Origin of the sequence: Krasilnikovia cinnamomea (assembly GCF_004217545.1) — a bacterium.
GTDB classification, from domain to species: Bacteria; Actinomycetota; Actinomycetes; order Mycobacteriales; family Micromonosporaceae; genus Actinoplanes; species Actinoplanes cinnamomeus.
The window spans coordinates 2,899,377-2,925,528 of the sequence record NZ_SHKY01000001.1 but is presented as its reverse complement, the minus strand read 5'-3'; the positions used below and the strand labels follow the sequence as shown (position 1 = coordinate 2,925,528).

Here is a 26,152-nt window from a genome sequence, read left to right as displayed (position 1 = left end):
ACAGCGATGACCACGCAGCCCGACACCGCGACCAGCGGCGCGGCCACGCCGCGCGGGGTGCCCAACCAGCCGCCGGCCGCGTCGGCCGGGCCGGCCAAGCCGTCCGGTTTCGCGGCCACGGACGTGCTGGTGAGCCAGTTCGACGGCGGGCCCGACACGGTGGAGCGCGCGCTCGCCACGCCCGAGGAGCTCCAGCCGCACGCCGACCTGGGCCTCAAGGACGACGAGTACGACCGCATCCGCCAGATCCTCGGCCGCCGCCCCACCGCGTCCGAGCTGGCCATGTACTCGATCATGTGGAGCGAGCACTGCTCGTACAAGTCGAGCAAGGTGCACCTGCGCCAGTTCGGCGAGAAGGCGCCGAAGAACACCCGGATGCTCGCGGGCATCGGGGAGAACGCGGGCGTCGTGCAGATCTCCGACGACCTCGCGGTCACGTTCAAAGTGGAGTCGCACAACCACCCCAGCTTCGTCGAGCCGTACCAGGGCGCGGCGACCGGCGTCGGCGGCATCGTCCGCGACATTCTCGCCATGGGCGCCCGCCCGATCGCGGTGATGGACCCGCTGCGCTTCGGCGCCGCCGAGCACCCCGACACCGCCCGCGTCCTGCCCGGCGTCGTCGCCGGCATCGGCGGGTACGGCAACTGCCTGGGCCTGCCCAACATCGGCGGCGAGGTCGTCTTCGACCCGTGCTACCAGGGCAACCCGCTGGTCAACGCGCTCAGCATCGGCGTGCTGCCGGTAGAGCGGTTGCAGAAGAAGGAAGCCGCGGGCATTGGCAACGTTGTCGTGCTGCTCGGTGCGCGTACCGGCCGCGACGGCATCGGCGGCGTCTCCGTGCTGGCGTCGGCCACCTTCGACGAGGGCGCGGAGCAGCGCCGCCCGTCGGTGCAGGTCGGCGACCCGTTCATGGAGAAGCTGCTCATCGAGAGCTGCCTGGAGATGTACGACGCGGGCCTGGTCGTCGGCATCCAGGACCTCGGCGGCGCGGGCCTGACCTGCGCACTCACCGAGACCGCCGCCGCGGCGGGCACCGGCATGCGGGTCTACCTGGAACGCGTGCCGCTGCGCGAGCCGTCGATGTCGCCCACCGAGATCCTGGCCAGCGAGTCGCAGGAGCGCATGCTGCTCATCGTCGCGCCGGACAAGCTCGACGCGGTGCTGCGGACGGCCGAGAAGTGGGGGGTGTGGGCCACCGCGATCGGCGAGGTCACCCCGAGCGAGACCCCGGGCCTGCCCGGCCGCCTGGTCATCAGCTGGAACGACTACACCGTCGTCGACGTGCCCCCGGGCTCGCTGGCCGACGACGGCCCGGTGTACGCGCGCCCGCTGCGCGAGCCCGCCGACCTGATCCTGCTCCAGGCCGACCGCGCCGAGACGCTGCCCCGGCCGTCCACGCCGGACGAGCTGCGGGAGACCCTGCTGCGCATGGTCGCCTCGCCGAACCTGTGCGACAAGACCTGGATCACCGAACAGTACGACCGGTACGTGCTCGGCAACACCGTCCTCGCCCAGCCCGAGGACGCCGGGGTGCTGCGCCTCGACGAGCAGACCGGTCTCGGGGTCGCGCTGTCGGTCGACGGCAATGGCCGGTTCGCCCGGCTCGACCCGTACGAGGGGGCGAAGCTGGCGCTGGCCGAGGCGTACCGGAACGTCGCCGTCACCGGCGCCGAGCCGGTCGCCGTCACGGACTGCCTGAACTTCGGCTCCCCCGAGGACCCGGCCGTCATGTGGCAGTTCGCCGAGGCGGTGCGCGGCCTGGCCGACGGCTGCCAGCAGCTCGGCATCCCGGTCACCGGCGGCAACGTCAGCTTCTACAACCAGACGGGTGCCGCGGCGATCCACCCGACCCCGGTCGTGGGTGTCCTCGGCGTCCTCGACGACGTCGCCCGCCGCGTACCGATGGGCTTCCGCACCCCGCCCGCCGCCGACGGGGATCTGCTCTTCCTGCTCGGCGACACGGCCTGCGAGCTGTCCGGCTCCGAGTGGGCGTGGGTCACCCACGGCCACCTCGGCGGCCGACCGCCCAAGGTGGACCTGGTGCAGGAGCAGCGGCTCGGTGCGCTGCTGGCGGCCGCGGGAGTACGCGGCCACGTCAACGCCGCGCACGACCTGTCGGACGGTGGCCTCGCCCAGGTTCTCGTGGAGTCCTGCCTGCGCCACACCGTCGGCGCGCGCGTCACCCTGCCCGCGCCGGTCGGTGAACTCACCCCGTTCGTCCACCTGTTCAGCGAGTCGGCGGGCCGGGCCCTGGTCGCGGTGCCGCGCGGACACGACAAGGCGTTCGTCGCCCTCGCGGCCGAACACCACGTCACCTGCACGCCGATCGGCGTGACCACGGCGGAGCCCGCGCTGGAGCTGCAGGGGCAGTTCACCATCGGGCTGGACGAGCTGCGGGCGGCGTACTCGGAGACGATGCCCCGGCTGTTCGGCGGCGCCGCCGAACTCACCGCCCGGCAGGCGGCCGAGGAGGCGGCGTCCCGGCCGGAGGAGACGGCCCCGGCCGCTGCTCCGACCGCGACCGGCGGTACGGCGTCGCAGACGCCGGTCACGACGGAGCCGGGGGACGGGCCCGCCGCCGAGGCGACGCCGACTGCGGCGGCCGAAGCCGCTGCGACAGCCGAGGCGGCCGCCACGGCCAAGGACGCACCGGAAACCCCGCAGCCGTCCGGAGCCGACAAGGCGGAGACCGCTGGTAAGACGGAGACCGCTGGTAAGACGGAGACCGCTGGTAAGACGGAGACTGCCGGTAAGGCGGACAGCACGGGCGTCTGATACCGCCCGCCTTCCCCGCCCAGACAAGCACGACCGCGCCACGGCGAGCCCCGGCCCGCCGTGGCGCGTCGCTGTTTGCGCGCCCTTCCTACTGCGGTCCGCGCTCCTGGCCGCTTACTGCGGTTCCGCGCTCCTGGCCGCCGACCGGCTGGAACGGCGAAGGCCGACCCCGGATCCGGGGTCGGCCTTCGCCGTAGAGCGTGGGATCAGCCGTTATGCCACTGCTGCTGGGGCGGTGGCCCGCCCTGGCGGCCACCCTGCTCGTAGTAGCCCTCGTCGTCGCGGTGTCCACCACGGCCCTGGCCCTGCTCGGGCGGGCCGCCGTAGCCGCCACCGGGACGGCCGTACGTGGCGCGGGCGTCGTAGCCGCCGCCCTGGCCCGCGTGTCCGGGGCCACCCTGGTCGGGATATCCGCCGCCGGCGGGCGGGCCGTAGCCGGGGGCGGGGGCGTAGCCCTCACCCGGGCCGTACCCGGCGGTCGGCGGGCCGTACCCGCCACCGGCCGCCGGAGCGCCGCCGTACCCGCCACCGGCGGGGGGTGCGCCGCCGCCCGGGCCGGACCAGGCGCCGTAGCCGCCCTGGTCGGGGCCACCGCCGGGCGCCGGTGGGTAGCCGCCGGACCGGTAGGCGCCGCCACCCGCGTCGGGGCGGCCGCGCCCGGCGGGCGGGTACTCCGGCTCGGCGCCGTAGCCACCCTGGTCGCCATAGCCCTGGTCGTATCCGGGGCCCTGGTCGTAGCCGCCTGCGGGCTGCGGGCGGTACATGCCGGTCGGTTCGTCGTAGCGCTGCTGCTGTTGCGCCCCGCCGTAGCCGTCGGCCGCGCCGTAACCGCCGTACCCGTCCTCGTGCTCGGGCGCGGCGTAGCCGTAGTCGTCGTAGCCGCTGGCCTGGGCGGGAACCGCCGCGGCGCCGTACTGGCCGTAGCCGCCGGCCGCGACCGCCGGTGCGCCGTACGCCCCGGCGGCGCCGGCCGCGGCGGGGGCGGAGCCCCAGCCACCGGGGCCGGCGTAGCTGCCCTGCGGCATCGGCGGTGCGCCGTACGGGTCGGGGAACTCGTCGGCAGCCGGTACCGGCTGCTGCAGCATGGTCGGCGCGTCGCGGATCGAGGGCGCCGCCGTGACCATCGTGGCCTCGTTGGCGCCGCTGCCGGCCGGGGCGCCTACCCGGGTCGCGTCGCCACCGGGGTACCGGTTGGGGCTCTGCGGGGTGGCGCCGCTGGCGGCGGAGCCGTCGGAGTCGTCGTCGTTGCCCTTGCGCCGCATCAGCACGAGCACGATCGCGCCGATCCCGGCGGCGACGAGCAGTCCACCGAGGATGATGAAGAGCAGCGAGCCGGAACCGCTGTCCTGGTTGGCGGCGGCGTTGGTCGGCTCGGGGCCCGCGGCGGGTGTCTCCGTGGGCTCGGTCGGCGGGTCGACCGCGGCGTTCGTCGAGGGCTGCGCGCTGGCCGTGGCGGTCGCCGACGGCGTCGCGGTCGGCGTGGCGGCGACGGAGGCGAGGGTGAGCGGCACGTTGATGGCCCGATTGGCCTCGCCCTGCACGTTGACGGTGACGGTCTTGAAGCCGGACTTCGCCGCGCCGACGATGATGTTGCCGGTGGCGATGGGCTGGGAGTCCGACGAGGTGAACTGGTAGCCGCCGTCGTTGCCGCTGGTGGTGCTGTACCGGTGGCCGGCGCTGTCCTGCAGGCCCACCGTGGCGCCGGACAGGGCCTTGCCGTCGCTGTCCTTGACCCGGCCGGAGATCTGCCGCACGGTCTTCGGCTTGTCGGCACCGCGCACGGTCACGGTCTGGGACGCGTTATCGGTCTCGGAGCCGAGGGACGCGGCGATCTGGACCGTGACCGTCTTGGTCTGGCCCGGGTCGACCGGCGGGGCGGTGAGTTGCGCGGTGAAGCTCTGGCTCTGCCCGGCCTCGATCTTCGCGGCCGGACTGCAGTCGCCGCTGCACCCCATGCCGGTGACCGACACCCGGATCGTCGCGTCACCGCCGGGCGTCGCGTTGTTGCCGTTGGTGATGGTGTACCGCACCGTCGTGCGGCCGCCGGAAGGCACATCCGTCGACGACAGGCTGTCGATCGAGACTGTTGGCGGGGCAGCCTGGGCCGCCGCCGGGGCGATCACCAGAATCCCGCCGGTCAGTGCCAGGAACGCACCGGCCTGGACAGCCCGGGCACGTAGGTGCGTTGTCACGTCCACCGCCTTCCGGTCGCACGGTCTCCGGCAGCTCAGGTTGCCCGGTAGATCCCGCGACGAATACACACCGTCGGTCACTATGCCTTGTTCAACGTCCTCTGCGCGACCCAGGGCCGCCGAGCAATATTCGTAGGCCGGGTCGTATCGTCCCGTCGTGTCCCGTGCGCACAATAAATCCGAGTCCCTGACGGCCGTGGTGGACGCGCTGAGCCGCGGCCTTCAACCCGACCGAACGATGCTGCGTGACGCGGTCCGGCACACCCTTGCGGACCTTGCGCGCCGTGCCCCCGGCCGTTCGGTGGAGGTGCGCGTTCCACCGTTCGGTGCGATTCAATGCGTCGAGGGTCCGCGGCATACTCGCGGCACACCGCCCAATGTGGTCGAAACCGATCCGGTGACCTGGGTGCTGCTGGCCGTGGGGCGGCTGGGCTGGGCGGACGCGGTGGCGGCCGGGCGGGTCACCGCCAGCGGGACCCGGACGGACCTGTCGGCCCTCCTGCCGCTGGTCGATGGCGACTGAGCCCGGGTAGTGTGCGGCGGCCTCGCGTACACTGGTCCGTCGGAACTGACCCGCGAGTCGAGCAGACCACGTGAGGGAGCGAGCAGGTGCCCCGAGGCGACGGCCGGTTGACCGACGATCTCGACCCACAGGAGCACGGTCCCCGGGATGCCTGCGGCGTCTTCGGTGTCTGGGCCCCCGAGGAAGAGGTCGCGAAACTCACCTATTTCGGGCTTTTCGCGCTACAGCACCGCGGCCAGGAGGCGGCGGGCATTGCGGTGAGTGACGGCTCCGGGGTCGTGGTGTACAAGGACCTCGGCCTGGTCTCGCAGGTCTTCGACGAGCCCACCCTCGCCAGCCTGCGCGGGCACCTCGCCATCGGGCACACCCGCTACTCCACCACGGGCGGTTCGAACTGGGAGAACGCCCAGCCGACCATCCGCGCCACCACGGCCGGCACGACCATCGCGCTGGCCCACAACGGCAACCTGGTCAACACCGCCGAGCTGGCCCGCGAGGTCGCCGAGCGCGGCCTGGAGAACGACCGCCTGGCCACCTCCGACACCGCGCTGGTCACCACGCTGCTGGCCGCCCGCCCCGACCTGTCGGTCGAGGCCGCGGCCCTGGAGGTGCTGCCGAGGCTGCGCGGCGCGTTCAGCTTCGTCTTCATGGACGAGAGCACCCTGTACGCCGCCCGCGACGCCCAGGGGGTCCGCCCGCTGGTGCTCGGCCGGATGGAGCGGGGCTGGGTGGTCGCCAGCGAGACCGCCGCGCTCGACATCGTGGGCGCCAGCTTCGTCCGCGAGGTCGAGCCGGGCGAGATGATCGCCGTCGACGAGCACGGCCTGCGCTCCAGCCGGTTCGCCGCGCCGGAGCCGAAGGGCTGCCTGTTCGAGTACGTCTACCTGGCCCGCCCGGACACCACGATCGCGGGCCGCAACATGTACTCGGCCCGGGTGGAGATCGGCCGCCGGCTGGCCAAGGAGCACCCGGTCGAGGCCGACCTGGTCATCCCGGTCCCGGAGTCGGGCACCCCGGCCGCGATCGGGTACGCCGAGGCGTCCGGCATCCCGTACAGCGCGGGCCTGACCAAGAACGCGTACGTGGGGCGTACCTTCATCCAGCCGTCGCAGACCATCCGCCAGCTCGGCATCCGGCTCAAGCTGAACCCGCTGCGCGAGGTCGTCCGGGGCAAGCGCCTCGTGGTCGTCGACGACTCGATCGTGCGGGGCAACACCCAGCGCGCCCTGGTCCGGATGCTGCGCGAGGCCGGCGCGGTCGAGGTGCACGTACGCATCTCCTCGCCCCCGGTGCAGTGGCCCTGCTTCTACGGCATCGACTTCGCCACCCGGGCCGAGCTGATCGCCAACGGCCTGGAGATCGACGGCATCCGCCGCTCGATCGGCGCGGACTCTCTCGGCTACGTCTCGCTGGACGGCCTGGTCGCGGCGACCGAGCAACCGAAGACGCGGCTCTGCATGGCCTGCTTCGATGGTCAGTATCCGATCGAGCTCCCGGCCGGGGATCTGATCGGCAAGCACCTGCTCGAGGGCGTCGGACGCCGGGCCGCCATGCCGTCGGCCACACCGGAGGAGGCGACCGCCGCGGTGGCGGAGCTGGAGGCCGAGTATGAGAACGCCGAGCACACCGACGAGAATCGGGGGGCACCCCTCGTCGCCAGTCCGGGCGGCGGGGACGCGCTGAATCGTCCCTGACCCGGAACCCACCGCAGCACACAGACGTCGTAAACACCGGCAGCACCGGCAAAGTAACCGCGCACCACGCGCACCAAAGGGGAGAACCGTGACGCACGTGTCCGAGCGCAACAGTGCCGGTGCCGATGGCGCCGACCGCCAGCCCTGGACGGCGGGTGCGGGCCGCGCCCCGCGGAAGCGGACGGTCACGTACGCGGACGCAGGGGTCTCGATCCACGCCGGCGACCGCGCGGTCGAGCTGCTCAAGACCAAGGTCAAGAAGACGACCCGCCCGGAGGTGATGGGCGACCTGGGTGGCTTCGCGGGCCTGTTCCGGCTGAACGCCGGCAAGTACCGCAGCCCCATCCTGGCCTCCTCGACCGATGGCGTCGGCACGAAGCTGGTCATCGCGCAGCAGCTCGACATCCACGACACGATCGGCATCGACCTGGTCGCCATGGTCGTCGACGACCTGGTGGCCTGCGGCGCCGAGCCGCTGTTCCTGCTCGACTACATCGCCTGCGGCGAGGTCGTGCCGGACCGGGTCGCGGAGATCGGCGCCGGCATCGCCGACGGCTGCCGGTACGCGGGCTGCGCCCTGCTGGGCGGCGAGACGGCCGAGCACCCGGGCGTGATGCGCCCGGACGAGTACGACGTCTCCGCCACCGGCGTCGGCGTGGTGGAGGAGAGCGAGATTCTCGGCCGCGAGAAGGTCGAGGTGGGCGACGCGGTGATCGCGATGCGCTCGTCCGGCCTGCACTCCAACGGGTATTCGCTGGTCCGCCACGTGCTGCTGGGCGCGGGCCGGATGCGGCTGGACACCGTGGTGGACGACTTCGGCGGGCAGCGGACCCTCGGCGAGGAGCTGCTGACCCCCACCAAGATCTACGCCAAGGACTGCCTCGGCCTCATCGAGGAGACGGACGTCCGGGCGTTCGCGCACGTCACCGGCGGCGGCATCCCCGGCAACCTGGTCCGGATCCTGCCGGACCACGTCGACGCGGTCGTCGACCGGGCCACCTGGCGCCCGCAGTCGATCTTCGATCTGATCCAGGCCAAGGGGCGGATCGACGACGCGGAGATGGAGGCCACGTTCAACATGGGCGTCGGCATGTTCACGATCGTCTCGGCCGAGGACGCGGACCGGGCGATGGCGTACCTGACCGGCCGTGGCGTCGAAGCGTGGCAGGTCGGCGAGGTTGTCGAGGGCACCGGCCAGGTGCAGATGATGGGCCAGCACACGCGCGGGTGAGTTTCTGCGCGATGGGTGTGCAATGATCCGCGCGTGTCGATCGGTCGGCGCGCGCGGATCGTCGTTTCGGTTACACGGTGTCACAGCAAGCGGAGGGGTGGGCCCACTCGGGTGGACGGCGGCACCTAGGCTGGCCTGAGTCGACGACGTTGGCGGACGGAGGTGGACGGGTGGCCGTTTCGCGGCCTCGACACGGAGGCCCCTTCAACGGCATGCGCGGCATCTCGGCCGTGCCCACCTACGTCGTCATGCAGCCCACCACGCTCTGCAACCTCGACTGTTCCTACTGTTATCTCCCGTTCCGCGCCGATGATCGCCGCATGCCACTGGCCGTGGCCGAGGCGGTCGCCGCGGCGGTCGAGCCGTGGTCCCGCACGGGACGGTTCTCGGTCGTGTGGCACGGCGGCGAGCCGCTGGCCGCCGGCCGCGATCACTTCGCCGCGTTGCTGGCGCCGTTCGGCCCGGCGGTGGAGCATCACGTGCAGACCAACGCCACCCTGATCGACGACGCGTGGTGCGAGTTCTTCGCCGCGCACCGGATCCGGGTCAGCGTGAGCGTGGACGGGCCCCGGGAGCGCAACGGCGACCGGGTCAACCGGGGCGGACGGCCCGCGTACGACCGGATCGTGGCGGGCGTCGAGGCGCTGCGCCGGCACGGCATCCCGTTCTCGGCCCTCTGCGTGGTCGCGCGCCCCGAGCCCGGCCTGGCCGCCGAGCTGTACGCGTACTTCCTCGACCTGGGCTGTGACGTGCTCGGCATCAACGTCGAGGAGCTGGAGGGCGTCAACACCCGGACCAACCGCCATCCCGCCGCGGCGGTGACCGGGTTCTGGGCCGAACTCGTCGACGCCTGGCGCCGCGACCCCCGCATCCACGTACGCGAGATCGAATGGTCCCTGCGCTATGTGGCCTCGGTGCTGGACGGCACCGCCGACGACGTGCTGCCCCGCCGCCTGGATCCGATCCCCACCGTCGCCCACGACGGCTCGGTCGTGCTGCTCTCGCCCGAGCTGGCCGGCTTCTCCGACCCCCGGTACGGCGACTTCACCAGCGGCAACGTGCTCACCACGCCGCTGGCGGAGATCCTCGCGGGTGCGCTGGGCACGCCGTGGATCCGGGAGTTCCTCGACGGGGTCGAGGCCTGCCGCAGCACCTGCCCCTACTTCGGGTTCTGCGGTGGCGCCCACGCGGCGAACCGCTACTTCGAGCACGGGCGCTTCGACGGCACGACGACGGACCACTGCCGCAACAGCAAGATTCGCCTACTCGAGGGAGTGCTGGACCATGCGCGAGATCACGAGCCCACGGCCGCAGTCTGACCGCGGGGAGACGGATCCCGTGACGGCGCGGGTGCAGGACACCCAGGCGGGACTTGCCGCACTGCTGCGCGAGGCGGAGGTCGCGCGGCAACAGCGAGCGGAGACCGGTGCGCAGGAGGGTTCCGCGGTCTGCGCGTGGAACCACTTCGAGAACATCCCGACGTTCTACAACTGGAACAACCGCCCCCGCTGACCCTGCAGCAAGGCGAGCCCACGCGGGTCACCCCGCGTGGGCGTCTCGTTCCCTACCGAAAACGTCGATCCGCCTCGGCCCGCGACACACAGGAGCACGCGGAGTGCCGCGTGCTCTGCGCAGTACGAAGGTCAGCGCCGCGAAGGCGACCAGGTGTCCTGGTCGTCGTCCGCGTCGTCCTCATCGTCGTCGACGAACTCGTCCGGGTCGTCGTCGAAATGATGATCCGACTTACCGGCACCCGCCAGTTCGCGCTGCAAGGCGGTGAGGTCGGTGTTCGGGGAGTGGTACTTCAACTCCCGGGCCACCTTTGTCTGCTTGGCCTTAGCACGGCCGCGCCCCATGGCTCGACCCCCTCGCACAGAATTCGGGGCAGCCCGAAGGCGGGCCCCGATGACGTCAGGCATCTCTCGTGGCTCTTACGGTACATGGACGATGCCGCCTTCGGCACCTCGGGTTCTCGGGTGACACCGCCGCGCGTCGCGGCCTGCCGGGCACCGGACGCGCGACGGTGTCAGAGGCGGGTCAGCCGAGGTAGATGGTGCGCAGGCGGCCGACCTCCGCCATGCGTCGCTCGGCCAACCGGTCGGCGGCGACCGCCGGCGGCACACCCTCGTCGTCGGCCAGCCGCAGAATCTGCCGCGTGGTGTCGAAGATCTTGGTTGCGCGCAGCTTGGCGCGCTCGAAGTTGAACCCTTCGATCTCGTCCGCCACCTGAATGACCCCGCCCGCGTTCACCACGTAGTCGGGGGTGTAGAGGATGCCGCGTTCCTCCAGCATCTTCTCGATGCCGGGGTGCGCGAGCTGGTTGTTCGCGGCGCCGGTGACGACCTTGGCGCGCAGCAGCGGCACGGTGTCGTCGTCCAGGGCGCCGCCGAGGGCGCACGGGGCGTACACGTCGATGTCGCCGGTGATCAGGGTGTCGGTGTCGGCCACCAGGTCGATCTGCGGGTACGTCGTGCGCGCCCACTGCAGCGCGGCCTCGTTGACGTCCGTGGCGACGACCGACGCGCCGTCGTCGATCAGGTGGGCGACCAGGTACCGGCCGACCTTGCCCAGGCCGGCGACGCCGACCCGGCGCCCGGCCAGGGTGGGGCTGCCCCACAGGTGCTCGGCGGCGGCCCGCATGCCCTGGAAGACGCCCCAGGCGGTGAGGATGGAGGAGTCCCCGGCGCCGCCGTGCTCGACGCTGCGGCCGGTCACGAAGCGGGTCTCGCGGGCGATGACATCCATGTCCGCGACGTAGGTGCCGACGTCGCAGGCGGTGTAGTAGCGGCCGTTCAGCGACTCCACGAAGCGGCCGTACGCGCGCAGCAGGCCCTCGCTCTTCAGCTGGCCCGGGTCGCCCCAGATCACGGCCTTGCCGCCGCCGAGGTCGAGCCCGGCCAGCGCGTTCTTGTACGCCATCCCGCGCGAGAGGCGCAGCACGTCGGTGAGGGCCTCCTCCTCGGAGGCGTACGGGTAGAAGCGGGTGCCGCCCAGGGCGGGCCCGAGGGCGGTGGAATAGATGCCGATGATCGCCCGCAGGCCGGTGTGCCGGTCCTGGCAGAAGACGACCTGTTCGTGCCCGTCGGCGTCGCTGCCGTCGTTGATGAACACGCCCATCGCTTGCTCTCCTGATTCCTTGGGGTGGGCCCTTGTGAGGCCCTGATCGGCGGGGTCTGCCGACACCGGAAGCCTAATCGGGAAATCGACCTTCGGATTCCCCCCGCGCGGGAAGTCAGCCACGGCCGATTTCGTGAAAGACTCGCGCCGTGCCGTCACTGTTCGCGTCGTACCTGCGGGTTTACGAGCCCCTGACCGCCTTCGACCGCGACCGGCAGGTTTTCTGGCGCCGGTACGCCACCGAGGGCCGCGCGCTGGGTCCGGTCGAGGGGCCGGTCAAGCAGCGCACCGCCGTGCTGGAGGCGCTGGGCGCGGGCTGGACCCGCCTGCCCGACCTGCCCGACGAGGCGTACGTGCTGGAGTGGGAGGAATCGCTGCTCGTCTGTCCGTGGAACCTGCGGTTGCGCGTGGCCGAGGCGGCGCTGAGCGCCCGTAGCGGGGTGCCCAGTGTGCTGGCGGACGCGTTCGTGCCGCCGGTGCTGGCGGGGCAGGCGAAGGCGGTCGTGGAGGACTGGCGCAACGGGGCGAAGGTGCTGGAGCGCGGGGTGCCCCGGGTGCACGAGCAGATCGCGACGTGGGGGGTGCCACTGCGCTGGTTCGTCTTCGTGGATCTGGAGGAGCGGGAGATCGCGCTGGGCGGCCGCCGCCGGGTCCTGCGCTACCGGACGGAGATCAGTAAGGCCCGGCGCCGCGCCCATCGCGGGGTGTCGGTGCTGCGCAAGGCGCTGGGTGAGGCCCCGATCACCGAGGCGGTGGAGGAGGGGGCCCGGTGGCTGGAGGAGTTCCATCCGCGCTCGATCGTCGAGCTGGACTATGGCGGCCTGGTGAATCTGCTGCCCGACGAGATGTTGGCCGAGGACGACTCGCCCGGACTGGTGGCGGCGGGGCTGTCGGCGTTGTCGCGCGGCGACGCGGAGGCGGCCACCGAGGCGTACGAGAAGTTGGTGGCGCGGTGGCGCGGGGTGCAGTTGCTGGAGCGCTGCAACTGATCGACCGGCGTGGTAGCCGTGATCTGAGGAATCCGGACGAACGGGCATGATCACGGCATGAGAGAGCGCTCTCAAGGCGAACACTCTTCGTAATCACCGTCGCTCGAAGCGTGATTTTCGGTCCAAACGAGACACTTTCTGGCGTAGAAAACGTGCATAAATCGGGCATGCTTCAACCGTCTATCTAGGGACGTTCGGCCGTTCGGCCCATGTCGGACATCGGGGACTAGCCGGACCATGAGAGACGCACCGGCCGGCGGGACCCCGGCCGATGTCTTTAGGTACCTGTGGAGGAGTAACCGATGGCATCGCGTACGCACGATCCTGAGCCGCTGTTGACCCCAGCCGAGGTGGCGTCGATGTTCCGCGTCGACCCGAAGACCGTCACCCGGTGGGCGAAGGCCGGCAAGCTCAGCGCAATCCGCACGCTGGGCGGGCACCGTCGCTACCGGGAGTCGGAGGTTCGCGCTTTGCTGCAGGGGCAGATTCCCACGCAGCGACAGGGTGACTGACGCAAACAGTCGACCAAGGGACCGGAGCGAGGGGCGAGCGCTGGGGTAGGCGATCGCCCCTTCTTCGTACTCCGGTCAGTTCACCAGGACGGCGACCGTGCCGTCGGTGCCCCGGCGGATCCGGCTGAACAGCAGGGTGAGCCGGCCGAACACGCCGTACTTCTTGCGGATCCCCGCCTTGACACGCTCGCGGTCGGCCTCGTCGCCGATGCGGGCCTGCGCCTCGACCGCATCGCCGCTGGGATTGCCGCGCATGTCGCAGGCGGCGACCGTCACCCGGCCGCTGTTGCGGATCCGCTTGAGCTTGCCCGAGCCGGCGACCGTCCAGAAGCCCAGCCCGGCGCCGTCCGGCACCACCCACAGCGGCGTGGGCACCGCCCTGCCGTCCCGGCGGAACGTCGTGAGCAGGACGTACTTTTCCGTGGCAAGTTGCTCCAGCGTCGCCATGCGCACAAGACTAGTGACAATGGACGCCCCACCCATCGGTGATGTCTTCGGCGAGTTGCTCCGCGATGCGTACGCGGTGCGGACCGGGATCGGGCCGCGCCCCCTCGCGGGCGGCCGGGTGCCCCGTCCGGTCATCGAGATCATCGAACGCGACGACGGCCTGATCAACGGAGCCCCCGCCGACCAGTACCTCAGCGAACCCGACGACTGGCAGCCGCACGACCACCGCGCCCTGCGCCTGGTCCGCGGTGCCGTGCTCGACATCGGCGCCGGGGCCGGCCGCATCGCCATCGAACTGCAACGCCGCGGCACGGCGGTCACCGGCCTGGACATCTCCGCCGGGGCGATCGAGATCGCGCGGCGGCGGGGACTGCGCGACACCGTGCGCTGCACGGTCGACGAGTACGCCCGCGCCCCCGCCCGGTACGACACGTTCCTGCTGCTCGGCAACAACCTCGCGCTGCTGGAGAGCCGCGAGCGCGCCCCGGAGTTCCTCGCCGCGCTGGCGGCCCTGGCCCGGCCCGGCGCCCGGATCATCGCCCAGGGCACCGACCCGTACGGCACCACCGATCCGGTGCATGTGTCGTACCACGAACGGAATCGGGCGCGTGGGCGGCTCGGTGGTCAGCTGCGCCTGCGGCTGCGCTACCGGCTGCTGGCCACCGACTGGTTCGACTACCTGGTCTGCTCCGTCGCCGAACTGGAGTCGCTGCTGGCGGGCACCGGATGGCGGCTGATATCGATCGACGACGCCGACCGGCCGTACTACCTTGCGGTCATGGAGCTCACCAATTGACTACGCTCACCCGCCAGCAGGTGCGCGTGAGCCGGCGCGTCTCGATGCTGCTGCGACACCGCCCCGAACAGGCCGGGCTGGTCCTGGACGGCAACGGCTGGACCCCGGTGGCCGCGCTGCTGGCCGCGCTCGGCATCGACCGGGCGGAACTGGACGCCGTGGTCGCGGGCAACGACAAGCAGCGCTTCGCGATCGAAACCGGGCCCGACGGGGTGGAGCGGATCCGGGCCCGGCAGGGCCACTCCCGCCGGGTCCCCGTCGACCTGGACCTGCCCCCGGTCGCACCGCCGGCCACCCTGTTCCACGGCACCCCGGCGACCAACCTGGCCTCGATCCGGCGCGCCGGGCTGCGGCCGGGCAGCCGGCACCACGTACACCTGTCCGCGGACGTGCCGACCGCGGTGGCCGTGGGCCGGCGCCGCGCCGCCGAGGTCGCCGTGCTGCGCGTGGCCGCGGCCGACATGGCGGCCGCCGGGTACGTCTTCCACCGCACCGACAACGGCGTCTGGCTCACCGCGGCCGTCCCGCCCGGATACCTCGCCGAAGACCACCCGTAGATCGGTCCGTCCGGCACCTTCCGCGTTCACCCGCTAGCGTTTAGTGATGCGGAGGTTCACTCGGCATGAGCTGACGAATCTCCTCGGCGCACTGGCCATCGTCGCCACGCTCGCGGTGCTCGCGTTCGGGCTGCCCGCGCTGGACCGCGCGCTGCCCGCCGAACGGGCCGTGCGGGCCGACCGGCCGTACGCGGTCGGGGGCGGGGTGAGCGTCGTGCCGCCGCCCGGCGCCACCGTCGACGTCACCGGGACGCGGCCCGGCAACGACCGTGGCACGGCCCTGTTCCGGATCGGTCCGGTCCGGTACGCCATCTCCGTGCAGCCCTTCGACGGCACCCTCGCCGCCGCCGCGACCCGGCTGCGCGAACGCATCACCGGCACCCCCGGCTACCAGGTGACCGGCACCCAGCTGGCGATCGCCACGGCCAGCGGCCTGACCGGGCTGCAGGGCGGGTACACCGCACCGGGCCGGGGCGGCCGGTACGCCGTCTTCGTGGCCGACGGCCGCACCATCGAGGTCACCGTCAGCGGCACCGAGCTGGACCTGGGACTGCGGCTGCCCATGATCGACACGAGTACCCGTACGTTGAGCTACCGGGCGGTGCCGTGACCGCGCACGCTCCGGTGCAGCCCGGTGGCCTGTCGCCGGCCCGGCTCGTCCGGCAGCCGGCCTGCTGGATCGTCGCGGCGCTGCTGGTCGCGGGCGGGCTGCGGATCGCCCAGATCGGCGGGCGGTTCGTCACCGCCTTCCCGCTGGCCACGCTGACCGCGACCGTGCTGTTCGCGCTGCTGGCCGTACCGTTCTGGCTGTTCGTCACGGAGCTGGACTTCCTCGAACGGGAGCCGACCGTGCTGCTGGTGGCGGCGCTGGCGTGGGGCGGGCTGGTGGCCACGGCCGTGTCCATCCCGGCGGGCGCGGCGCTGGAGGACATCGTGGCGAAGTTGACCTCGCCCGGCTTCGCCGCCGGGTGGGGCTCGGCCCTCACCGGGCCGACGGTCGAGGAGATCGCCAAGACCCTCGGCGTGGTCGCCATCGTGCTGATCGCCCGGTCGCAGATCAACAGCGTGCTCGACGGCATCGTGTACGGCGCCATGGTCGGGCTCGGTTTCCAGATCGTCGAGGACATCGTGTTCTCGCTCGGCGCGGTCGCGGTGGCCGGGCGAACCGACGACGTGCAGCCGGTGGTGGCGACGTTCCTGCTGCGCGGGTTCCTGGCCGGCGTCTGGAGCCACACCCTGTTCGGGGCGCTGGCCGGGGCCGGGATCGGCTACCTGGTCGTCGGCACGGACCGGTCCCGCCCGGCGCGGCTCGGGGTGGCCCTGCTCGCGGTGTTCGGGGCCTGGTGCGCGCACGTGCTGTGGAACGCGCCGCTGTTCGGCGACGGCTTCGGCAACGGTGCCACCGGGCTGCTGGCCGTACTCGTGTTCAAGGGTCTGCCGCCCCTGCTGTTGATCCTGTTGCTGGTGCGGCGCGCGCACGACCGGGAGGCCGACTTCTACACCGCCCACCTCGCCCGGCTGCGCGACCCCGGCCTGATCACCCCCGGCGAACTCGCGGTCCTGCGGTCGGGCGCGCAGCGCGCGGCGGCGCGGCGGCACGCGCGGATCCGGTACGGCCGGCGCGGATCGCTGGCCGTGCGCCGGCTGCAGCAGGCCCAGGCCCGGCTCGCGGTCGAGTTGAGCCGCGCGTGGGCGCTCGCCTCGGCCGGCGGCCCGCCGATTGCGGCCGGTGCCGTGGTCGGAAACGAGGCAGCATCGCAGGTCGCCGCGGTGCTGCGGCGGTGTGCCGAGGTCCGCGCGCAGCGGGCCGTGCTGAGCGGACTCGGCCTGCGCGAGGCGGTCGCCCCCCGCACCGGCCCCGACGCCTGGGTCAGGCGCGCATGGGTGCTCGTCACGGTGGCGTTTGCCGTCGTGGTCGTCTGGGCAGCCCTGGCCGCCCTGGACGGCGGCTGAGCGCTGACAAGCGCGGTCAGACAGCGGGCGGCAGGCCCCCGTCGCCGTCGACGACGGTCTCCGGGGTGCCGTCCTGGTCGAGGTCGACCATGGTGATGTCGACCTTGCCGTCCTGGTCGGTGTCGAACTGGAACAGGTCGGGCTTGCCGTCGCCGTCGGTGTCGGACACCCAGACGTCGGGCTGGCCGTCACCGTCGGTGTCGCGCGCGATCAGATCGACTCGGTCGGTCCCGCGCGTCTCGATGATCTCCCGGGGGTCGGTCATGAACTGCCTCCCTAAGCGGCTGGCTGCCTCGATACCCACCAAACGTAGGTTCGATGCACAACACCCCCCGTCCGGGGATGTGACCGGCGTCGCGCGTCCGGGCCCAAGGTCGCCGGTAACGTTCCCGGACGTGGACACAGCGGCGAACGGCATGGCCGAGCTTTTCGGCAGCAGCACCGGTGCGCTCGGCGACCGGATGGGCATCGAGATCACCGAGGCCACCCCCGAGCGGATCGTGGGCCGGATGCCGGTCGACGGCAACACCCAGCCGTACGGCCTGCTGCACGGCGGGGCGTCATGTGTGCTGGCCGAGACGCTGGGCTCGGTCGGCGCCGCTCTGCACGGCGCGACCGTGGACCGCCCGTACGCGGTGGGCGTGGACATCAACGCCACCCACCACAAGGCGGTGCGTTCCGGGGTCGTCACCGGCGTGGCCACGCCCGTGCACCGGGGCCGGACCGCGGTCACGTACGAGATCGTCATCTCCGACTCCGACGGCGCCCGGGTCTGCACGGCCCGCCTCACCTGCCTGCTCCGGGGGGCTTGAGCAGCGGGGTTCGGGCGCGATTCTTGACGGATCCACGTACCTTTTTCCTCGTGACCGATGTACCTCAGCACGCCTTCGACGACGCGGCGCAGGTGCTGCACTGCGCGCTCAGCGGCGACAGCGATGCTGTGGTGGGCACGTTCGACGCGGTGGTGGACCGTTCGGGGGTGGTCGGGGCGTGGGACGTCGCCTGGTGCCTCGCCGCCACCATGGTGGGCCGCGACGTGGTACGCGGCGGCGCCTGGACCCTGGAGTTCCCCGGCATCGACGACGCGCGTTACGACAAGCGCTGGGTGGCGCGGTTCGTCAGCGCGTACGCGAACGGGGACGTGCCGACCAGCGAGGCGCTGTTCAGCGCGGCGATCGCCGACGGGCAGCTACCCGACTGCCTGCTCACGCTGGCCGGTTCGACCGTGGCCACGCTACGCCACCGCGCGGCCTGACACTCAAAGATCGTCGCTGTTGCGCAGGTAGAGCGCCTTGGCGTACTGGGCGGCGGCGGCCTGGTGATACATCGTCGCCTGGGCCATGTACCAGCCGTTGTCCGACAGTGCCTTCTTCGCTCGGGTCATCCCGGACCAGCGGATGTCCGCATCCACCTCGGATCGCCCACGCTCCTTGAACGCCTGCCGCATCTGCATCTTCCCCGACCGGAAGATCTCCGCGGCCTCCTCCGCCTGCTTGATGCAGGCGAAACCCTTCTCGTTCAGGGCCTCGGCCAGCGTCCAGGCCGCCTGCTCGGCGGCGTTGGTGAACTTCGGCACGTCGCTCCTCCCCAACCGGTGACCGAGATCGATACTCCCTGACAGTGGTGCGGAACCGCGGTAACCGGCGCCCGCGCGCCGCGCGGATTTGCCCGAACGGTCACACTGGCGCGGTGCTACTGCTCATCGATCTGGACAACACCCTCGTCGACCGTACGGCAGCCTTCCGACGGTGGGCGACCGGATGGGCACCCGCCCACGGCGGCGGTCCCGCCGACGTCGCATGGCTGATCGCGACCGACAACGACGGCTACGAGCCGCGGGAACGGTTCGCCCGCAGCATCGCGGCGTACTTCGATCTGCCCGACCACCGGGCGGTGTTGGCGGAGCTGCGCGAGGGGATGGTCAAGGAGCTGGAGCTGGACCCGCGCGTGGGGCTGGCCCTGGCCGAGGCGGTCGCCGCCGGCTGGTCGCCGGTCGTGGTCACCAACGGGACCGTACGTCAGCAGGAGTCGAAGCTGCGGCACACGGGTCTGGACCGGCTCGTCGCCGGCTGGGTGATCTCCGAAGGCGCGGGCGTCCGCAAGCCCGACGCCCGGATGTACGAACTCGCGGCCGCGGAGGTGGGGCTGCCCCTGCGCGGCTGGATGATCGGCGACCACGCCGAGCACGACGTGGGCGGCGCCGTCGCGGTGGGGCTGGACACGGTGTGGCTGCCGCGCGGACGGTCATGGCCCGGCGGGTTGCCGTACCGGCCGACCCGGACCGCCGACGACTGCGCCGCCGCCATCACCTCCGTCGTCCAAGCCTGAGATTCTCGTTCGCTTCGTGGCCGCGCCGCGCCCGGCCTCGGTAGCCTGCGGTTATGACCGAGGGCCGAGCCCGGGCCCTACCGGCCGCCGTGCTCGCGTCCGGCACCGCCGCCGTGCTGGCATTGGCCGCGGGGTGGTGGGCCCACGCGGCTCCACGCGAGCCGTCGCGCACCCCGCCGGGCACCGGGAGCTTCGTGCTGCTGCAGCTCGACGACGGCGCGGTCGTTTCGTACGACAGTGCCCGCACCGCCATCACCGATCCCGAGCGGCAGCTCGTCCTGCTGCAGCGGCTGGTCGACGCCCAGTGGCCGTGCCGGGTGCCACGGCGGGCGCCGTCGCCGCGTACCGGTGGCATGGGCGGTCCTGACCGCCGGGTCCTGGTCCCGGACAGTGTGCCGGGGGTCATCCGGCTGCCCCGGTGCGCCGGGCTCGGCGGCACCGCCACGTTCGGGCCGGCCCGGTAGCGGGCGCCGGCACTCGCTACTGATCCGCCGATCAGCTTGACCGCGCGTGCCGGACCACCCGTGGTGCGTCGATGTCCCGGTTGTCGATCAGGATGGCGGCGCGCTGCTGCGGCGAGCACGCCCGGAAGTAGATGCGCTGACCCTCGACATAGCGGTGCATCGTCGGGTGTTCGGGATCCGGGTCGGAGCCGTCGCGTAGGGCCATCCGCCGGGCGGTCACGCTGAACGGGACGTCCAGGAACACCGACAGGTCCCACACCGGGGCGAGTTCGTCGCGGTGCAGGAACAGCCCGTCGACCACCAGCACCGTTGCCGGCTCCGCCGAACGCCGCTCCGGGTGCAGGACGCTGTCGGTCTTGAGCTCGTACGCGACGGAACGGTAGCGGCGCGAGCCACCCGGTGCGAACGGCACCAACACGTCCCGCTCAAAACGCTCGTAGTTGTACGAGTCCTCCCAGAACCCGCGCGGCGATGCGCGGCCCTGCCGGTAGCGGACCGTACGGGTGTTGAGAAAGTCGTCCAGCGATACCCGCACGACCGGGCGGCCGATCGCCTTCACGGCCGCGGCGAGTTCGTCGGCGAACATGGTCTTGCCGGACCCGTCCACGCCGTCGACCGCGACCCGAACGCAGTCATCGCCCTCCGCTGGGGGAACGTGTCGCGCGATCCGCTCGATGACCGCGCGTCGTTTCGCGGACAGCCTCATCCGGCCAGTCTCCCAAACCGGGGGTACACACCCGATCCGGTGGTTCGGTGATAAGGAGCCCGGTCAGCAGCATGCGCTGATCCAGGTTTTCCCAGTAGTACTCGCGGCCGGCGCTGATCTGCCCACTCTCCGAGCCACATCCCTAGGCGTGCGCGACGACCTCCGCTGGATCCGGATGAGCCGTGATGAACCACAAGGAGGCCAGCGACTGGGCGCGTTGCCGGTCGCGGCCGTCGGTAGCGCCGTCGCCCGCCGGCCGGGCGTCCGAGCAGCCTGCCAGGGCCACCGCAGCGGTCACAGCGGCGAGCGCCGCGACGCCACGCCCCGATATTGCGTGGTCACCTGTCCTGGCACGCGGCCCACCCTAGGCAAGATCGGCCATCCACGGGTCGGTAGCGGGAGCGGGGTACGGGAAGCCATACCTTCCGCCCGACCCGTCGAACACCGAAGCCAGATCAAGTCACGAGGGGCGGAAGCGGGGGTCTAGCTGCTGGACGGTTCCATCTGGCCGATGGCCGCATCGGTTCGCGTGCTGAACGTGTCGGTCCACGTGCCGGGCGGGTCGCTCGGGCCGGTGGCCCGGTCGGCTCGGTCGGCTCGGGAGAAGGTGACCCGTACCCCGTGGGCCTGAACGGTCAGGTGCTCACGGTCCGCGGACAGGATGGTGACGTGACCGGCCTGCTCGCCCGGGCCGACGCCTATCGCGCCGAGCCCGGTGATGGCGGCTACCTGGATGGGGTCGTTCCCGAGGTACGCGTTGGCCGTGCTGAACACGTCGGTGACGTCGAAGCCGACGCTAGTGGTGCGGAACTTCCCGCTGATCCTATGGACGCCGTCGGAGGCATCGAACTCTGCGTTACGGCCGAGTTCCAGCCACGCGCCAGTTGATGCGGGGATCTCGACGGCGCCATGGCCGTCGGTCACGGTGGTCAGACGCCAAGGGGTGCCCACGTAGCCGACTTCGACGACGCCAGGTGAGGCAGGCGGCAGCGACGCGACGGCACGCGGACCCGGCAGGTCGCGGTGGGTCGGGCGCAACAGCAACCCGAGGGCGACGGCTGTGACGGCGGCCGCGCCTGCGATGACGGGCATCGCGGACTGGCGGGTCCAGTGGCGCGGCGGGGGAGTGTCGGTCACCCCAGTTGAATCGGCCACCGACGTGCAGAGTTGCGCAAGCGTCCCGCTGTTGAATCCCTCATCACTACCGGATCAGCGACCTGCTGATCTCGCTCCGATGATCGTCAGCTCCGGCGCGGCGGGCCGCACCATTGCTCAACGGGCCGTTCCGGCGTGCTGGACCACCTTGACGGAGTGGCGCAGCCGGGTGCCCTTCGATCCGCGCCGCAGGGCGTTCAACGGGTATGGGCCCCGACCATGGTCGAGCCCGACTGTCGTCATCGTCCTCCGGGTGCGGCGCACTCAGCTGGCGCTTGCGGCGATGGCCGCGTATTTGCGGTCAGGGCGGTCCGGGAACTGCTGTTGCAGGCGTTGGAGTTCGGTGAAACCAGCCTTTGTCAGGCGGGCGGAGAATTCGTCCGCCGGCCAGCGGTATGCCGTAAGGACCTTGTGGTCGAACTCGGCCACCTCATCGTCGCTGTCGAAGAAGCCGATCACCAACCTCCCAGAAGGGGCCAGCATCCGGCGGAACTCGGTGAGCACCCGGTCCAGTTCCTGCGGGGACAGGTGAATCGTCGAGTACCAGGAGAGGATCCCGGCCACCGAATGGTCGGGGACGTCCAGTTCAGTCATCGAACCGAGCCGGAATTCCGGCCCGGGGAAGTTCGTCCGGGCGTGGTCGATGAACTCGCGGACCAGGTCGATGCCGGTCACGTCGGCGCCGAGCGAATGCAGGTAGGCGGTCCAATGGCCGGGCCCGCAACCGAGATCGAACACCGTGCCGTCCAGGCCGGCGAGGTGGTCCCGGACGAGGGCCGTATCGTCCTCGGGGGCCTGCCAGCCAGCGTCAAACAGGGCGATGTACTGCTCTGACATAGACGAATAGGCATCACGTACCGGCTGCGTGCGCACCGGCGACACTCTAGACCCGGCCCAAGACGTACCGGCGCGGTTGAGGGCGGCGGACGGCGGTCCGTCCCTAGGTCGATGCCCATGGGTTAGACCTCCCTGAACGAACAGAATCCGGACAAAATGAGCCTCGGGAGCCGACGTTGCACTCACGTCCGGCACTGCGGATAGTGGGCGAGATCCGCCGCAAGACCAGCTTCGACAGGCCGGGTGGGACCAGATTCCGCGCCCGACAGCCACGAAGCGTTCGAGAGCTGGCCGGCGCCGGGCCGTACCGAAGGGATGCGGCTGTCGGCTCGCCAGTGGGGTCTGGTCGTGGCCGCACTCGTGCGCGGAGCCGAGATCGAGGACCGCATCGATGAGCCGGAGGCCGCCGCGACCTCGCGTCGGATCGCGGGCCTGGTACGGGAACGGCTCGCCGAGCAGGGACTCAGCCCGGTGCCGGTGGTGTATCCCCGCTCTGGCTGAGGCGGGTACGGGTCGTGTGGCGGCGTCTGCGACGCCGACCACCCGGGTGGTCGGTTCGCGGCGCCCCGGGGGACTCTCTTGGCAGAGCCGTTCACCGATTATCGATCGTGCACAGGCGTTGATCTCAGCCAGGATGAGCACGGCAGTCATCGTGTGCGGGTAGGGGCGGCATGGAGCAAACGGGCCAGCAACGGCACTTCCACATTCCTCTGACCGAGCACGACTCCGCTCGACAAGCATTCATCGAACCCTCTGAAACGATCTCACCGCGCGATGTCCCGGGTGCCTGCGTCATCACCTTCTTCGGGGACGTTGTGGACCGACTTGTCGAGCGTCGGGGAGCGCGTGTGCTAGTCGAGAACCGTTGGGAAGACGGCCCCCACCCCCTGCTCGAGGTCGAGCACCTCGGGGAACGTCTCGCAGTTCTCCGGTCGGGGGTGGGCGCTCCTCTCGCCGGGGCCCTCCTCGAAGAGGTCATTGCCATGGGGTGCCGCGCATTCGTGGTTTGCGGCGGTGCGGGTGCGCTGCACAGCGAGTTGACCCTTGGGCACTTCGTCGTGGTGTCCGCCGCGATTCGCGATGAAGGGACCTCGTATCACTACTTGCCTGCGGCTCGGAGCATTCAGTTCGACGAGGCCGCTCGAAGTGTGCTGGAAGAAGTTCTCAAGACACGCGGGGCCCCTTTCGTCGTCGGCCAGACCTGGACAACAGACGCTCCGTATCGGGAAACGCCAGGAAAGATCGCACACCGTCGAGCCGAAGGTTGCCTGACCGTTGAAATGGAGGCCGCTGCGCTCGCAGCGGTGGCGCGTTTTCGAGGGGTGCCCCTGGCCCAGGTCGTGTATTGCGGGGACGATCTCGCGGGCGACTCATGGGATCACCGCTCCTGGCAGAACCTCTCCGACGTGCGCGAGGACCTGTTCGACCTCGCCGCATCTGCGGCGATCGCACTGTCCCGAGCGAGCGCCTGAAACACCCGCACGCCTGCTCTCGGCTACCTGTCCGGAGGTTCGCCGGGTCGGCCCACGTCACCCGGTGTAGTCGATGACATCCGTGTGCCGGCGGCAGCTAGTCCGCCAGCAATGAGCTCTTATCGGTCAGCTGCAGCAGACGACCTTTACGACCAGATCCGGGCACTCGCCGCGTGAGTTGGTTGTTGGCTGTCCGACGCTGGTCATGAGCGCTTGACTGGTTCGGTGAGCAGCTCCTCGATCCGAGCGCGGATCTTGTCGAGGAAGGTGCGCACGATCTCGATGGGTTGGTACGCATTCCCGCCTGAGCCGGCGACGCCGTAGCCCATGATCCACCGAACACGCTGAGGGTTGGCTACGGGCCGGCCGGGCGGATCCAGGGGTCGAGGATCAGGTGGTCGAGGCCGATCGCGGCGAACTTGTCATATAGCGGCTGTGTCAGCTGGACCATGTTCACCCGCAGCTTGCCGTCCTCTGAGGTGATCCCGTAGATGCCCGAAGCGAGGTCGTCCATCAGTGCCCCGACCGCCTCGCCGGTGGTGGCCTGCAGTCTGGCCTCCGCGGCGATGCTGTGCCCGCCGGGCGCGGCGACCACGCAGAGGTTGTCGGTGTAGATCGCGGTCAACGCCGCCCTGGCCTGGTCCACGTCGCCGCTTACCACTTCGACCACCAGGATGCGGGCGTTCCCGAGGTGCGTCGCGAACGGTTCGGCGAACTGGTCGGCATGTGCGTGCAGATAGTCGCGGACCTGGTCGTCGTTCCAGTCCTCGCCGTCGCGCCAGCCGCCGGCCGGCGCCGGGCACGGCGGGGTGTCCGGCAGATCGGAGTCCCCGGGCGCACCGGCCGACGTGGGCTTGTACGGCATCCGCTGGATGTCGGACAGCCCGATCGGATGCCACCGGCCGCGCAGCGTGGCGGCGTTCGTGGGTCTTATGCCCGGCACCGGGATGCCATACGGGCAGGTATCGCCGCCGATCGAGGCCGGGATTGGGGCCGGCGCGCACAGCTCCGCATCCTCGACCGGGCCGCTCACCTCGACGAGATCGCCGTCCCGGACGATCAGCTCGGCCCGACCCGCCGGAACGATCACCGGTACCGGCCCGGATGCGCGTGCTGGTGGCGGCAGTGGTGTGCGGTGAGCGGCGAACCCCAGTGCCCCGCGGCCAGGATCGCGGTCGTCGCCACGGCGACCAGCACCAACCAGCCCCGCCGCTTCGGGGTCACCGACCGGTTCACGTCCGACTCGAGCGGCGGTGGCTGGGTTACCCGCCCGAGATCGTCTGATGTGGTGAGCGGGTTGTCGCTCGGCCCGGAGCCGCGATCACCAAGCACGATCGTCCCTCTGCCAGCTCCGAAGTGCACGCACCGGTCAGACGGTAGGCGCTGATCGAATCCCTTGGCGTCCCCCGAGCCAGCCAACCGCAGCTCCGAACGGAGGAGTCCATCCCCCCACGCTGCGGCGTAAGGCCGGTGGGAACGCCCCATGGGCAGCTGCGATACGCCCTCCCATCTTGCAGATCGGTGGACGACTGTCGCACGTGAGGACAAGGCGCCACGGCGACAGAGACCATGACGCTTGTACTGCCGAATTGACCTTTTCGAGGATCAAGGCGCCGCTGACGCGGCGCACCGTGCGCGCTCGCGGCCCGCTGCCGGCCGCGAGCGGCTACTCGACGGTCCCGTCAACGACATGGACATGTTCCAGGCTGGGGGAGAACCCAGCCACGTGCAGCGGGGTTCCATGGTGAGCCTTGCTGGGTCGAAACTGCCCGCATGACACTGCCCAGTCGTAGCAGCCCTCTCCGGGATCAGCCAGGCCGCCGTCACGATCGCCAGCGGGGCTGAGCTGGGTCGAGGTCGGGGCGACCGGCTGCCGCGCCAGCAAGCCAGCCGTGCGATCTGCGTGCGATTAATGCCGGCGATCATGGGTGTTCGGCGGTGACCAACGGTTACCCCGATGGCTGAGACCGACGCCGCAACGACGAAGCGCCGACCCGCGTTTCCGCTGGTCGGCGCTTCGGAAGCCCGTTCGGGCGCTGGTGGCCAGGGGCGGGGTCGAACCGCCGACCTTCCGATTTTCAGTCGGACGCTCGTACCAACTGAGCTACCTGGCCGTGATGGCGCTGGCGGTCCTGACGGGACTTGAACCCGCGACCTCCGCCTTGACAGGGCGGCGAGCACTCCAACTGCTCCACAGGACCTTGCATGTACCGCATTAACTACCCGACCGAGGTCGGTCCGTACCCCCAACGGGATTCGAACCCGTGCTACCGCCTTGAAAGGGCGGCGTCCTAGGCCACTAGACGATGAGGGCAACTCCGCCATCATTGCATACCCGCAATCCTGGCGGCGTGGGCCCTTACCGGCCCCGCTTGAGGCTTCGAAAGCATACGTGATGGGCCGG

Annotated in this window: 32 protein-coding genes and 3 tRNA genes; 18 read left to right on the top strand and 17 right to left on the bottom strand. The window is 71.2% G+C overall.

Going from position 1 to position 26,152, the window contains the following annotated elements:
• The first annotated feature begins 6 nt into the window (after window positions 1-6).
• On the top strand, window positions 7-2,775 hold the full coding sequence (gene purL, locus EV385_RS13195) for a phosphoribosylformylglycinamidine synthase subunit PurL (RefSeq protein WP_130509737.1): 2,769 nt from the start codon (window positions 7-9) through the stop codon (window positions 2,773-2,775).
• Between the two features lie 206 nt (window positions 2,776-2,981).
• Here the strand turns inward: purL and EV385_RS33880 are convergent, their stop codons facing one another.
• Window positions 2,982-4,967: a carboxypeptidase-like regulatory domain-containing protein gene (locus tag EV385_RS33880; RefSeq protein ID WP_165449465.1), complete on the bottom strand. Its 1,986-nt coding sequence runs from the start codon at window positions 4,965-4,967 to the stop codon at window positions 2,982-2,984.
• 238 nt (window positions 4,968-5,205) lie between these two features.
• Between EV385_RS33880 and EV385_RS13180 the strand changes: the two genes are divergently transcribed.
• The 5 genes from EV385_RS13180 (at window position 5,206) to amcA (ending at window position 9,927) form a co-directional block, all read left to right on the top strand.
• The gene (locus tag EV385_RS13180) at window positions 5,206-5,490 is read left to right on the top strand and encodes a sterol carrier family protein (RefSeq protein WP_130513281.1); all 285 of its coding nucleotides are present in this window, start codon (window positions 5,206-5,208) and stop codon (window positions 5,488-5,490) included.
• 86 nt (window positions 5,491-5,576) lie between these two features.
• Window positions 5,577-7,184 carry an amidophosphoribosyltransferase gene (gene purF / locus EV385_RS13175; RefSeq protein WP_130509736.1) on the top strand — a complete coding sequence of 536 codons (1,608 nt, stop codon included), beginning with the start codon at window positions 5,577-5,579 and terminating at the stop codon, window positions 7,182-7,184.
• Between the two features lie 88 nt (window positions 7,185-7,272).
• Entirely contained in the window at window positions 7,273-8,415 is a 1,143-nt protein-coding gene (purM, locus tag EV385_RS13170) for a phosphoribosylformylglycinamidine cyclo-ligase (RefSeq protein ID WP_130509735.1), read from the top strand.
• Between the two features lie 212 nt (window positions 8,416-8,627).
• Window positions 8,628-9,734: a cyclophane-forming radical SAM peptide maturase AmcB gene (amcB, locus tag EV385_RS13165; RefSeq protein ID WP_130509734.1), complete on the top strand. Its 1,107-nt coding sequence runs from the start codon at window positions 8,628-8,630 to the stop codon at window positions 9,732-9,734.
• A complete protein-coding gene (gene amcA / locus EV385_RS33875) occupies window positions 9,700-9,927 on the top strand; it encodes a multiple cyclophane-containing RiPP AmcA (RefSeq protein ID WP_165449464.1) in 228 nt (75 codons plus the stop codon). The genes amcB and amcA overlap by 35 nt, the downstream gene beginning before the upstream one ends.
• A gap of 131 nt (window positions 9,928-10,058) precedes the next feature.
• Here the strand turns inward: amcA and EV385_RS13160 are convergent, their stop codons facing one another.
• Window positions 10,059-10,271 (bottom strand): DUF3073 domain-containing protein, encoded by a 213-nt coding sequence (locus EV385_RS13160; RefSeq protein WP_130509733.1) that lies wholly within the window; start codon window positions 10,269-10,271, stop codon window positions 10,059-10,061.
• 181 nt (window positions 10,272-10,452) lie between these two features.
• Window positions 10,453-11,532, bottom strand: a complete 1,080-nt coding sequence (locus tag EV385_RS13155; protein WP_130509732.1) for a Glu/Leu/Phe/Val family dehydrogenase — start codon at window positions 11,530-11,532, stop codon at window positions 10,453-10,455.
• Window positions 11,533-11,681: 149 nt separating this feature from the next.
• Between EV385_RS13155 and EV385_RS13150 the strand changes: the two genes are divergently transcribed.
• Together EV385_RS13150 and EV385_RS13145 are read left to right on the top strand one after the other, a co-directional pair.
• On the top strand, window positions 11,682-12,521 hold the full coding sequence (locus tag EV385_RS13150; RefSeq protein WP_130509731.1) for a DUF8083 family protein: 840 nt from the start codon (window positions 11,682-11,684) through the stop codon (window positions 12,519-12,521).
• Between the two features lie 302 nt (window positions 12,522-12,823).
• On the top strand, window positions 12,824-13,033 hold the full coding sequence (locus tag EV385_RS13145; RefSeq protein WP_014687221.1) for a BldC family transcriptional regulator: 210 nt from the start codon (window positions 12,824-12,826) through the stop codon (window positions 13,031-13,033).
• A 75-nt stretch (window positions 13,034-13,108) separates the two neighbouring features.
• Here the strand turns inward: EV385_RS13145 and EV385_RS13140 are convergent, their stop codons facing one another.
• Window positions 13,109-13,480, bottom strand: a complete 372-nt coding sequence (locus tag EV385_RS13140; RefSeq protein WP_130509730.1) for a PPOX class F420-dependent oxidoreductase — start codon at window positions 13,478-13,480, stop codon at window positions 13,109-13,111.
• A 19-nt stretch (window positions 13,481-13,499) separates the two neighbouring features.
• Here EV385_RS13140 and EV385_RS13135 point away from each other — a divergent pair, with 19 nt between their 5' ends.
• From EV385_RS13135 to EV385_RS13120, 4 genes are read left to right on the top strand one after another with little or no spacing between them, the layout of a single operon-like run.
• Window positions 13,500-14,276, top strand: coding sequence for a class I SAM-dependent methyltransferase (locus EV385_RS13135; RefSeq protein WP_130509729.1), 777 nt, complete (start codon window positions 13,500-13,502; stop codon window positions 14,274-14,276).
• Entirely contained in the window at window positions 14,273-14,833 is a 561-nt protein-coding gene (locus EV385_RS13130) for an RNA 2'-phosphotransferase (protein WP_242624858.1), read from the top strand. The genes EV385_RS13135 and EV385_RS13130 overlap by 4 nt, the downstream gene beginning before the upstream one ends.
• A gap of 46 nt (window positions 14,834-14,879) precedes the next feature.
• Window positions 14,880-15,443 (top strand): hypothetical protein, encoded by a 564-nt coding sequence (locus EV385_RS13125; protein WP_130509727.1) that lies wholly within the window; start codon window positions 14,880-14,882, stop codon window positions 15,441-15,443.
• On the top strand, window positions 15,440-16,786 hold the full coding sequence (locus tag EV385_RS13120) for a PrsW family intramembrane metalloprotease (RefSeq protein ID WP_130509726.1): 1,347 nt from the start codon (window positions 15,440-15,442) through the stop codon (window positions 16,784-16,786). Before EV385_RS13125 ends, EV385_RS13120 begins: the two co-directional genes overlap by 4 nt.
• Window positions 16,787-16,802: 16 nt before the next feature.
• Here EV385_RS13120 and EV385_RS13115 read toward each other — a convergent pair whose 3' ends face one another.
• Window positions 16,803-17,051: a hypothetical protein gene (locus tag EV385_RS13115; protein ID WP_130509725.1), complete on the bottom strand. Its 249-nt coding sequence runs from the start codon at window positions 17,049-17,051 to the stop codon at window positions 16,803-16,805.
• A gap of 130 nt (window positions 17,052-17,181) precedes the next feature.
• Between EV385_RS13115 and EV385_RS13110 the strand changes: the two genes are divergently transcribed.
• Entirely contained in the window at window positions 17,182-17,598 is a 417-nt protein-coding gene (locus EV385_RS13110; protein ID WP_242624857.1) for a hotdog fold thioesterase, read from the top strand.
• Window positions 17,599-17,648: 50 nt separating this feature from the next.
• Complete coding sequence (locus EV385_RS13105) at window positions 17,649-18,041, top strand: hypothetical protein (protein WP_130509724.1); 393 nt, start codon at window positions 17,649-17,651, stop codon at window positions 18,039-18,041.
• A 3-nt stretch (window positions 18,042-18,044) separates the two neighbouring features.
• On the opposite strand, the gene EV385_RS13100 is transcribed toward EV385_RS13105, so the two are convergent.
• Entirely contained in the window at window positions 18,045-18,362 is a 318-nt protein-coding gene (locus tag EV385_RS13100; RefSeq protein ID WP_130509723.1) for a hypothetical protein, read from the bottom strand.
• Window positions 18,363-18,475: 113 nt separating this feature from the next.
• Here EV385_RS13100 and EV385_RS13095 point away from each other — a divergent pair, with 113 nt between their 5' ends.
• Together EV385_RS13095 and EV385_RS13090 are read left to right on the top strand one after the other, a co-directional pair.
• Window positions 18,476-19,114 carry an HAD family hydrolase gene (locus EV385_RS13095; RefSeq protein WP_130509722.1) on the top strand — a complete coding sequence of 213 codons (639 nt, stop codon included), beginning with the start codon at window positions 18,476-18,478 and terminating at the stop codon, window positions 19,112-19,114.
• A 53-nt stretch (window positions 19,115-19,167) separates the two neighbouring features.
• Window positions 19,168-19,578, top strand: a complete 411-nt coding sequence (locus EV385_RS13090; protein ID WP_130509721.1) for a hypothetical protein — start codon at window positions 19,168-19,170, stop codon at window positions 19,576-19,578.
• Between the two features lie 31 nt (window positions 19,579-19,609).
• On the opposite strand, the gene EV385_RS13085 is transcribed toward EV385_RS13090, so the two are convergent.
• The 4 genes from EV385_RS13085 to EV385_RS13075 form a co-directional block, all read right to left on the bottom strand.
• Window positions 19,610-20,284 (bottom strand): nucleoside/nucleotide kinase family protein, encoded by a 675-nt coding sequence (locus EV385_RS13085; protein ID WP_130509720.1) that lies wholly within the window; start codon window positions 20,282-20,284, stop codon window positions 19,610-19,612.
• A gap of 142 nt (window positions 20,285-20,426) precedes the next feature.
• On the bottom strand, window positions 20,427-20,582 hold the full coding sequence (locus tag EV385_RS33870) for a hypothetical protein (RefSeq protein WP_165449463.1): 156 nt from the start codon (window positions 20,580-20,582) through the stop codon (window positions 20,427-20,429).
• A 185-nt stretch (window positions 20,583-20,767) separates the two neighbouring features.
• Complete coding sequence (locus tag EV385_RS13080) at window positions 20,768-21,439, bottom strand: hypothetical protein (RefSeq protein ID WP_130509719.1); 672 nt, start codon at window positions 21,437-21,439, stop codon at window positions 20,768-20,770.
• Between the two features lie 264 nt (window positions 21,440-21,703).
• Window positions 21,704-22,312 (bottom strand): class I SAM-dependent DNA methyltransferase, encoded by a 609-nt coding sequence (locus EV385_RS13075; protein WP_207229820.1) that lies wholly within the window; start codon window positions 22,310-22,312, stop codon window positions 21,704-21,706.
• Window positions 22,313-22,591: 279 nt separating this feature from the next.
• Between EV385_RS13075 and EV385_RS13070 the strand changes: the two genes are divergently transcribed.
• Window positions 22,592-22,777 (top strand): hypothetical protein, encoded by a 186-nt coding sequence (locus EV385_RS13070; RefSeq protein WP_207229819.1) that lies wholly within the window; start codon window positions 22,592-22,594, stop codon window positions 22,775-22,777.
• Window positions 22,778-22,947: 170 nt separating this feature from the next.
• Entirely contained in the window at window positions 22,948-23,748 is an 801-nt protein-coding gene (locus EV385_RS13065) for a nucleoside phosphorylase (protein ID WP_130509717.1), read from the top strand.
• A 203-nt stretch (window positions 23,749-23,951) separates the two neighbouring features.
• On the opposite strand, the gene EV385_RS35665 is transcribed toward EV385_RS13065, so the two are convergent.
• The 7 genes from EV385_RS35665 to EV385_RS13040 all read right to left on the bottom strand — a co-directional run bounded on the left by EV385_RS35665 (window position 23,952) and on the right by EV385_RS13040 (window position 26,062).
• Window positions 23,952-24,077 (bottom strand): hypothetical protein, encoded by a 126-nt coding sequence (locus tag EV385_RS35665; protein ID WP_278044979.1) that lies wholly within the window; start codon window positions 24,075-24,077, stop codon window positions 23,952-23,954.
• A 26-nt stretch (window positions 24,078-24,103) separates the two neighbouring features.
• A complete protein-coding gene (locus tag EV385_RS13060) occupies window positions 24,104-24,838 on the bottom strand; it encodes a hypothetical protein (protein ID WP_130509716.1) in 735 nt (244 codons plus the stop codon).
• On the bottom strand, window positions 24,835-25,080 hold the full coding sequence (locus EV385_RS13055) for a hypothetical protein (RefSeq protein WP_130509715.1): 246 nt from the start codon (window positions 25,078-25,080) through the stop codon (window positions 24,835-24,837). Before EV385_RS13055 ends, EV385_RS13060 begins: the two co-directional genes overlap by 4 nt.
• A gap of 334 nt (window positions 25,081-25,414) precedes the next feature.
• Entirely contained in the window at window positions 25,415-25,633 is a 219-nt protein-coding gene (locus EV385_RS36120; protein ID WP_423203044.1) for a DUF7710 domain-containing protein, read from the bottom strand.
• 152 nt (window positions 25,634-25,785) lie between these two features.
• Window positions 25,786-25,862: transfer RNA gene (locus tag EV385_RS13050), tRNA-Phe, on the bottom strand.
• 10 nt (window positions 25,863-25,872) lie between these two features.
• A tRNA-Asp gene (locus EV385_RS13045) sits at window positions 25,873-25,949 on the bottom strand.
• 40 nt (window positions 25,950-25,989) lie between these two features.
• Window positions 25,990-26,062, bottom strand: a tRNA-Glu gene (locus EV385_RS13040).
• Window positions 26,063-26,152: the final 90 nt, after the last annotated feature.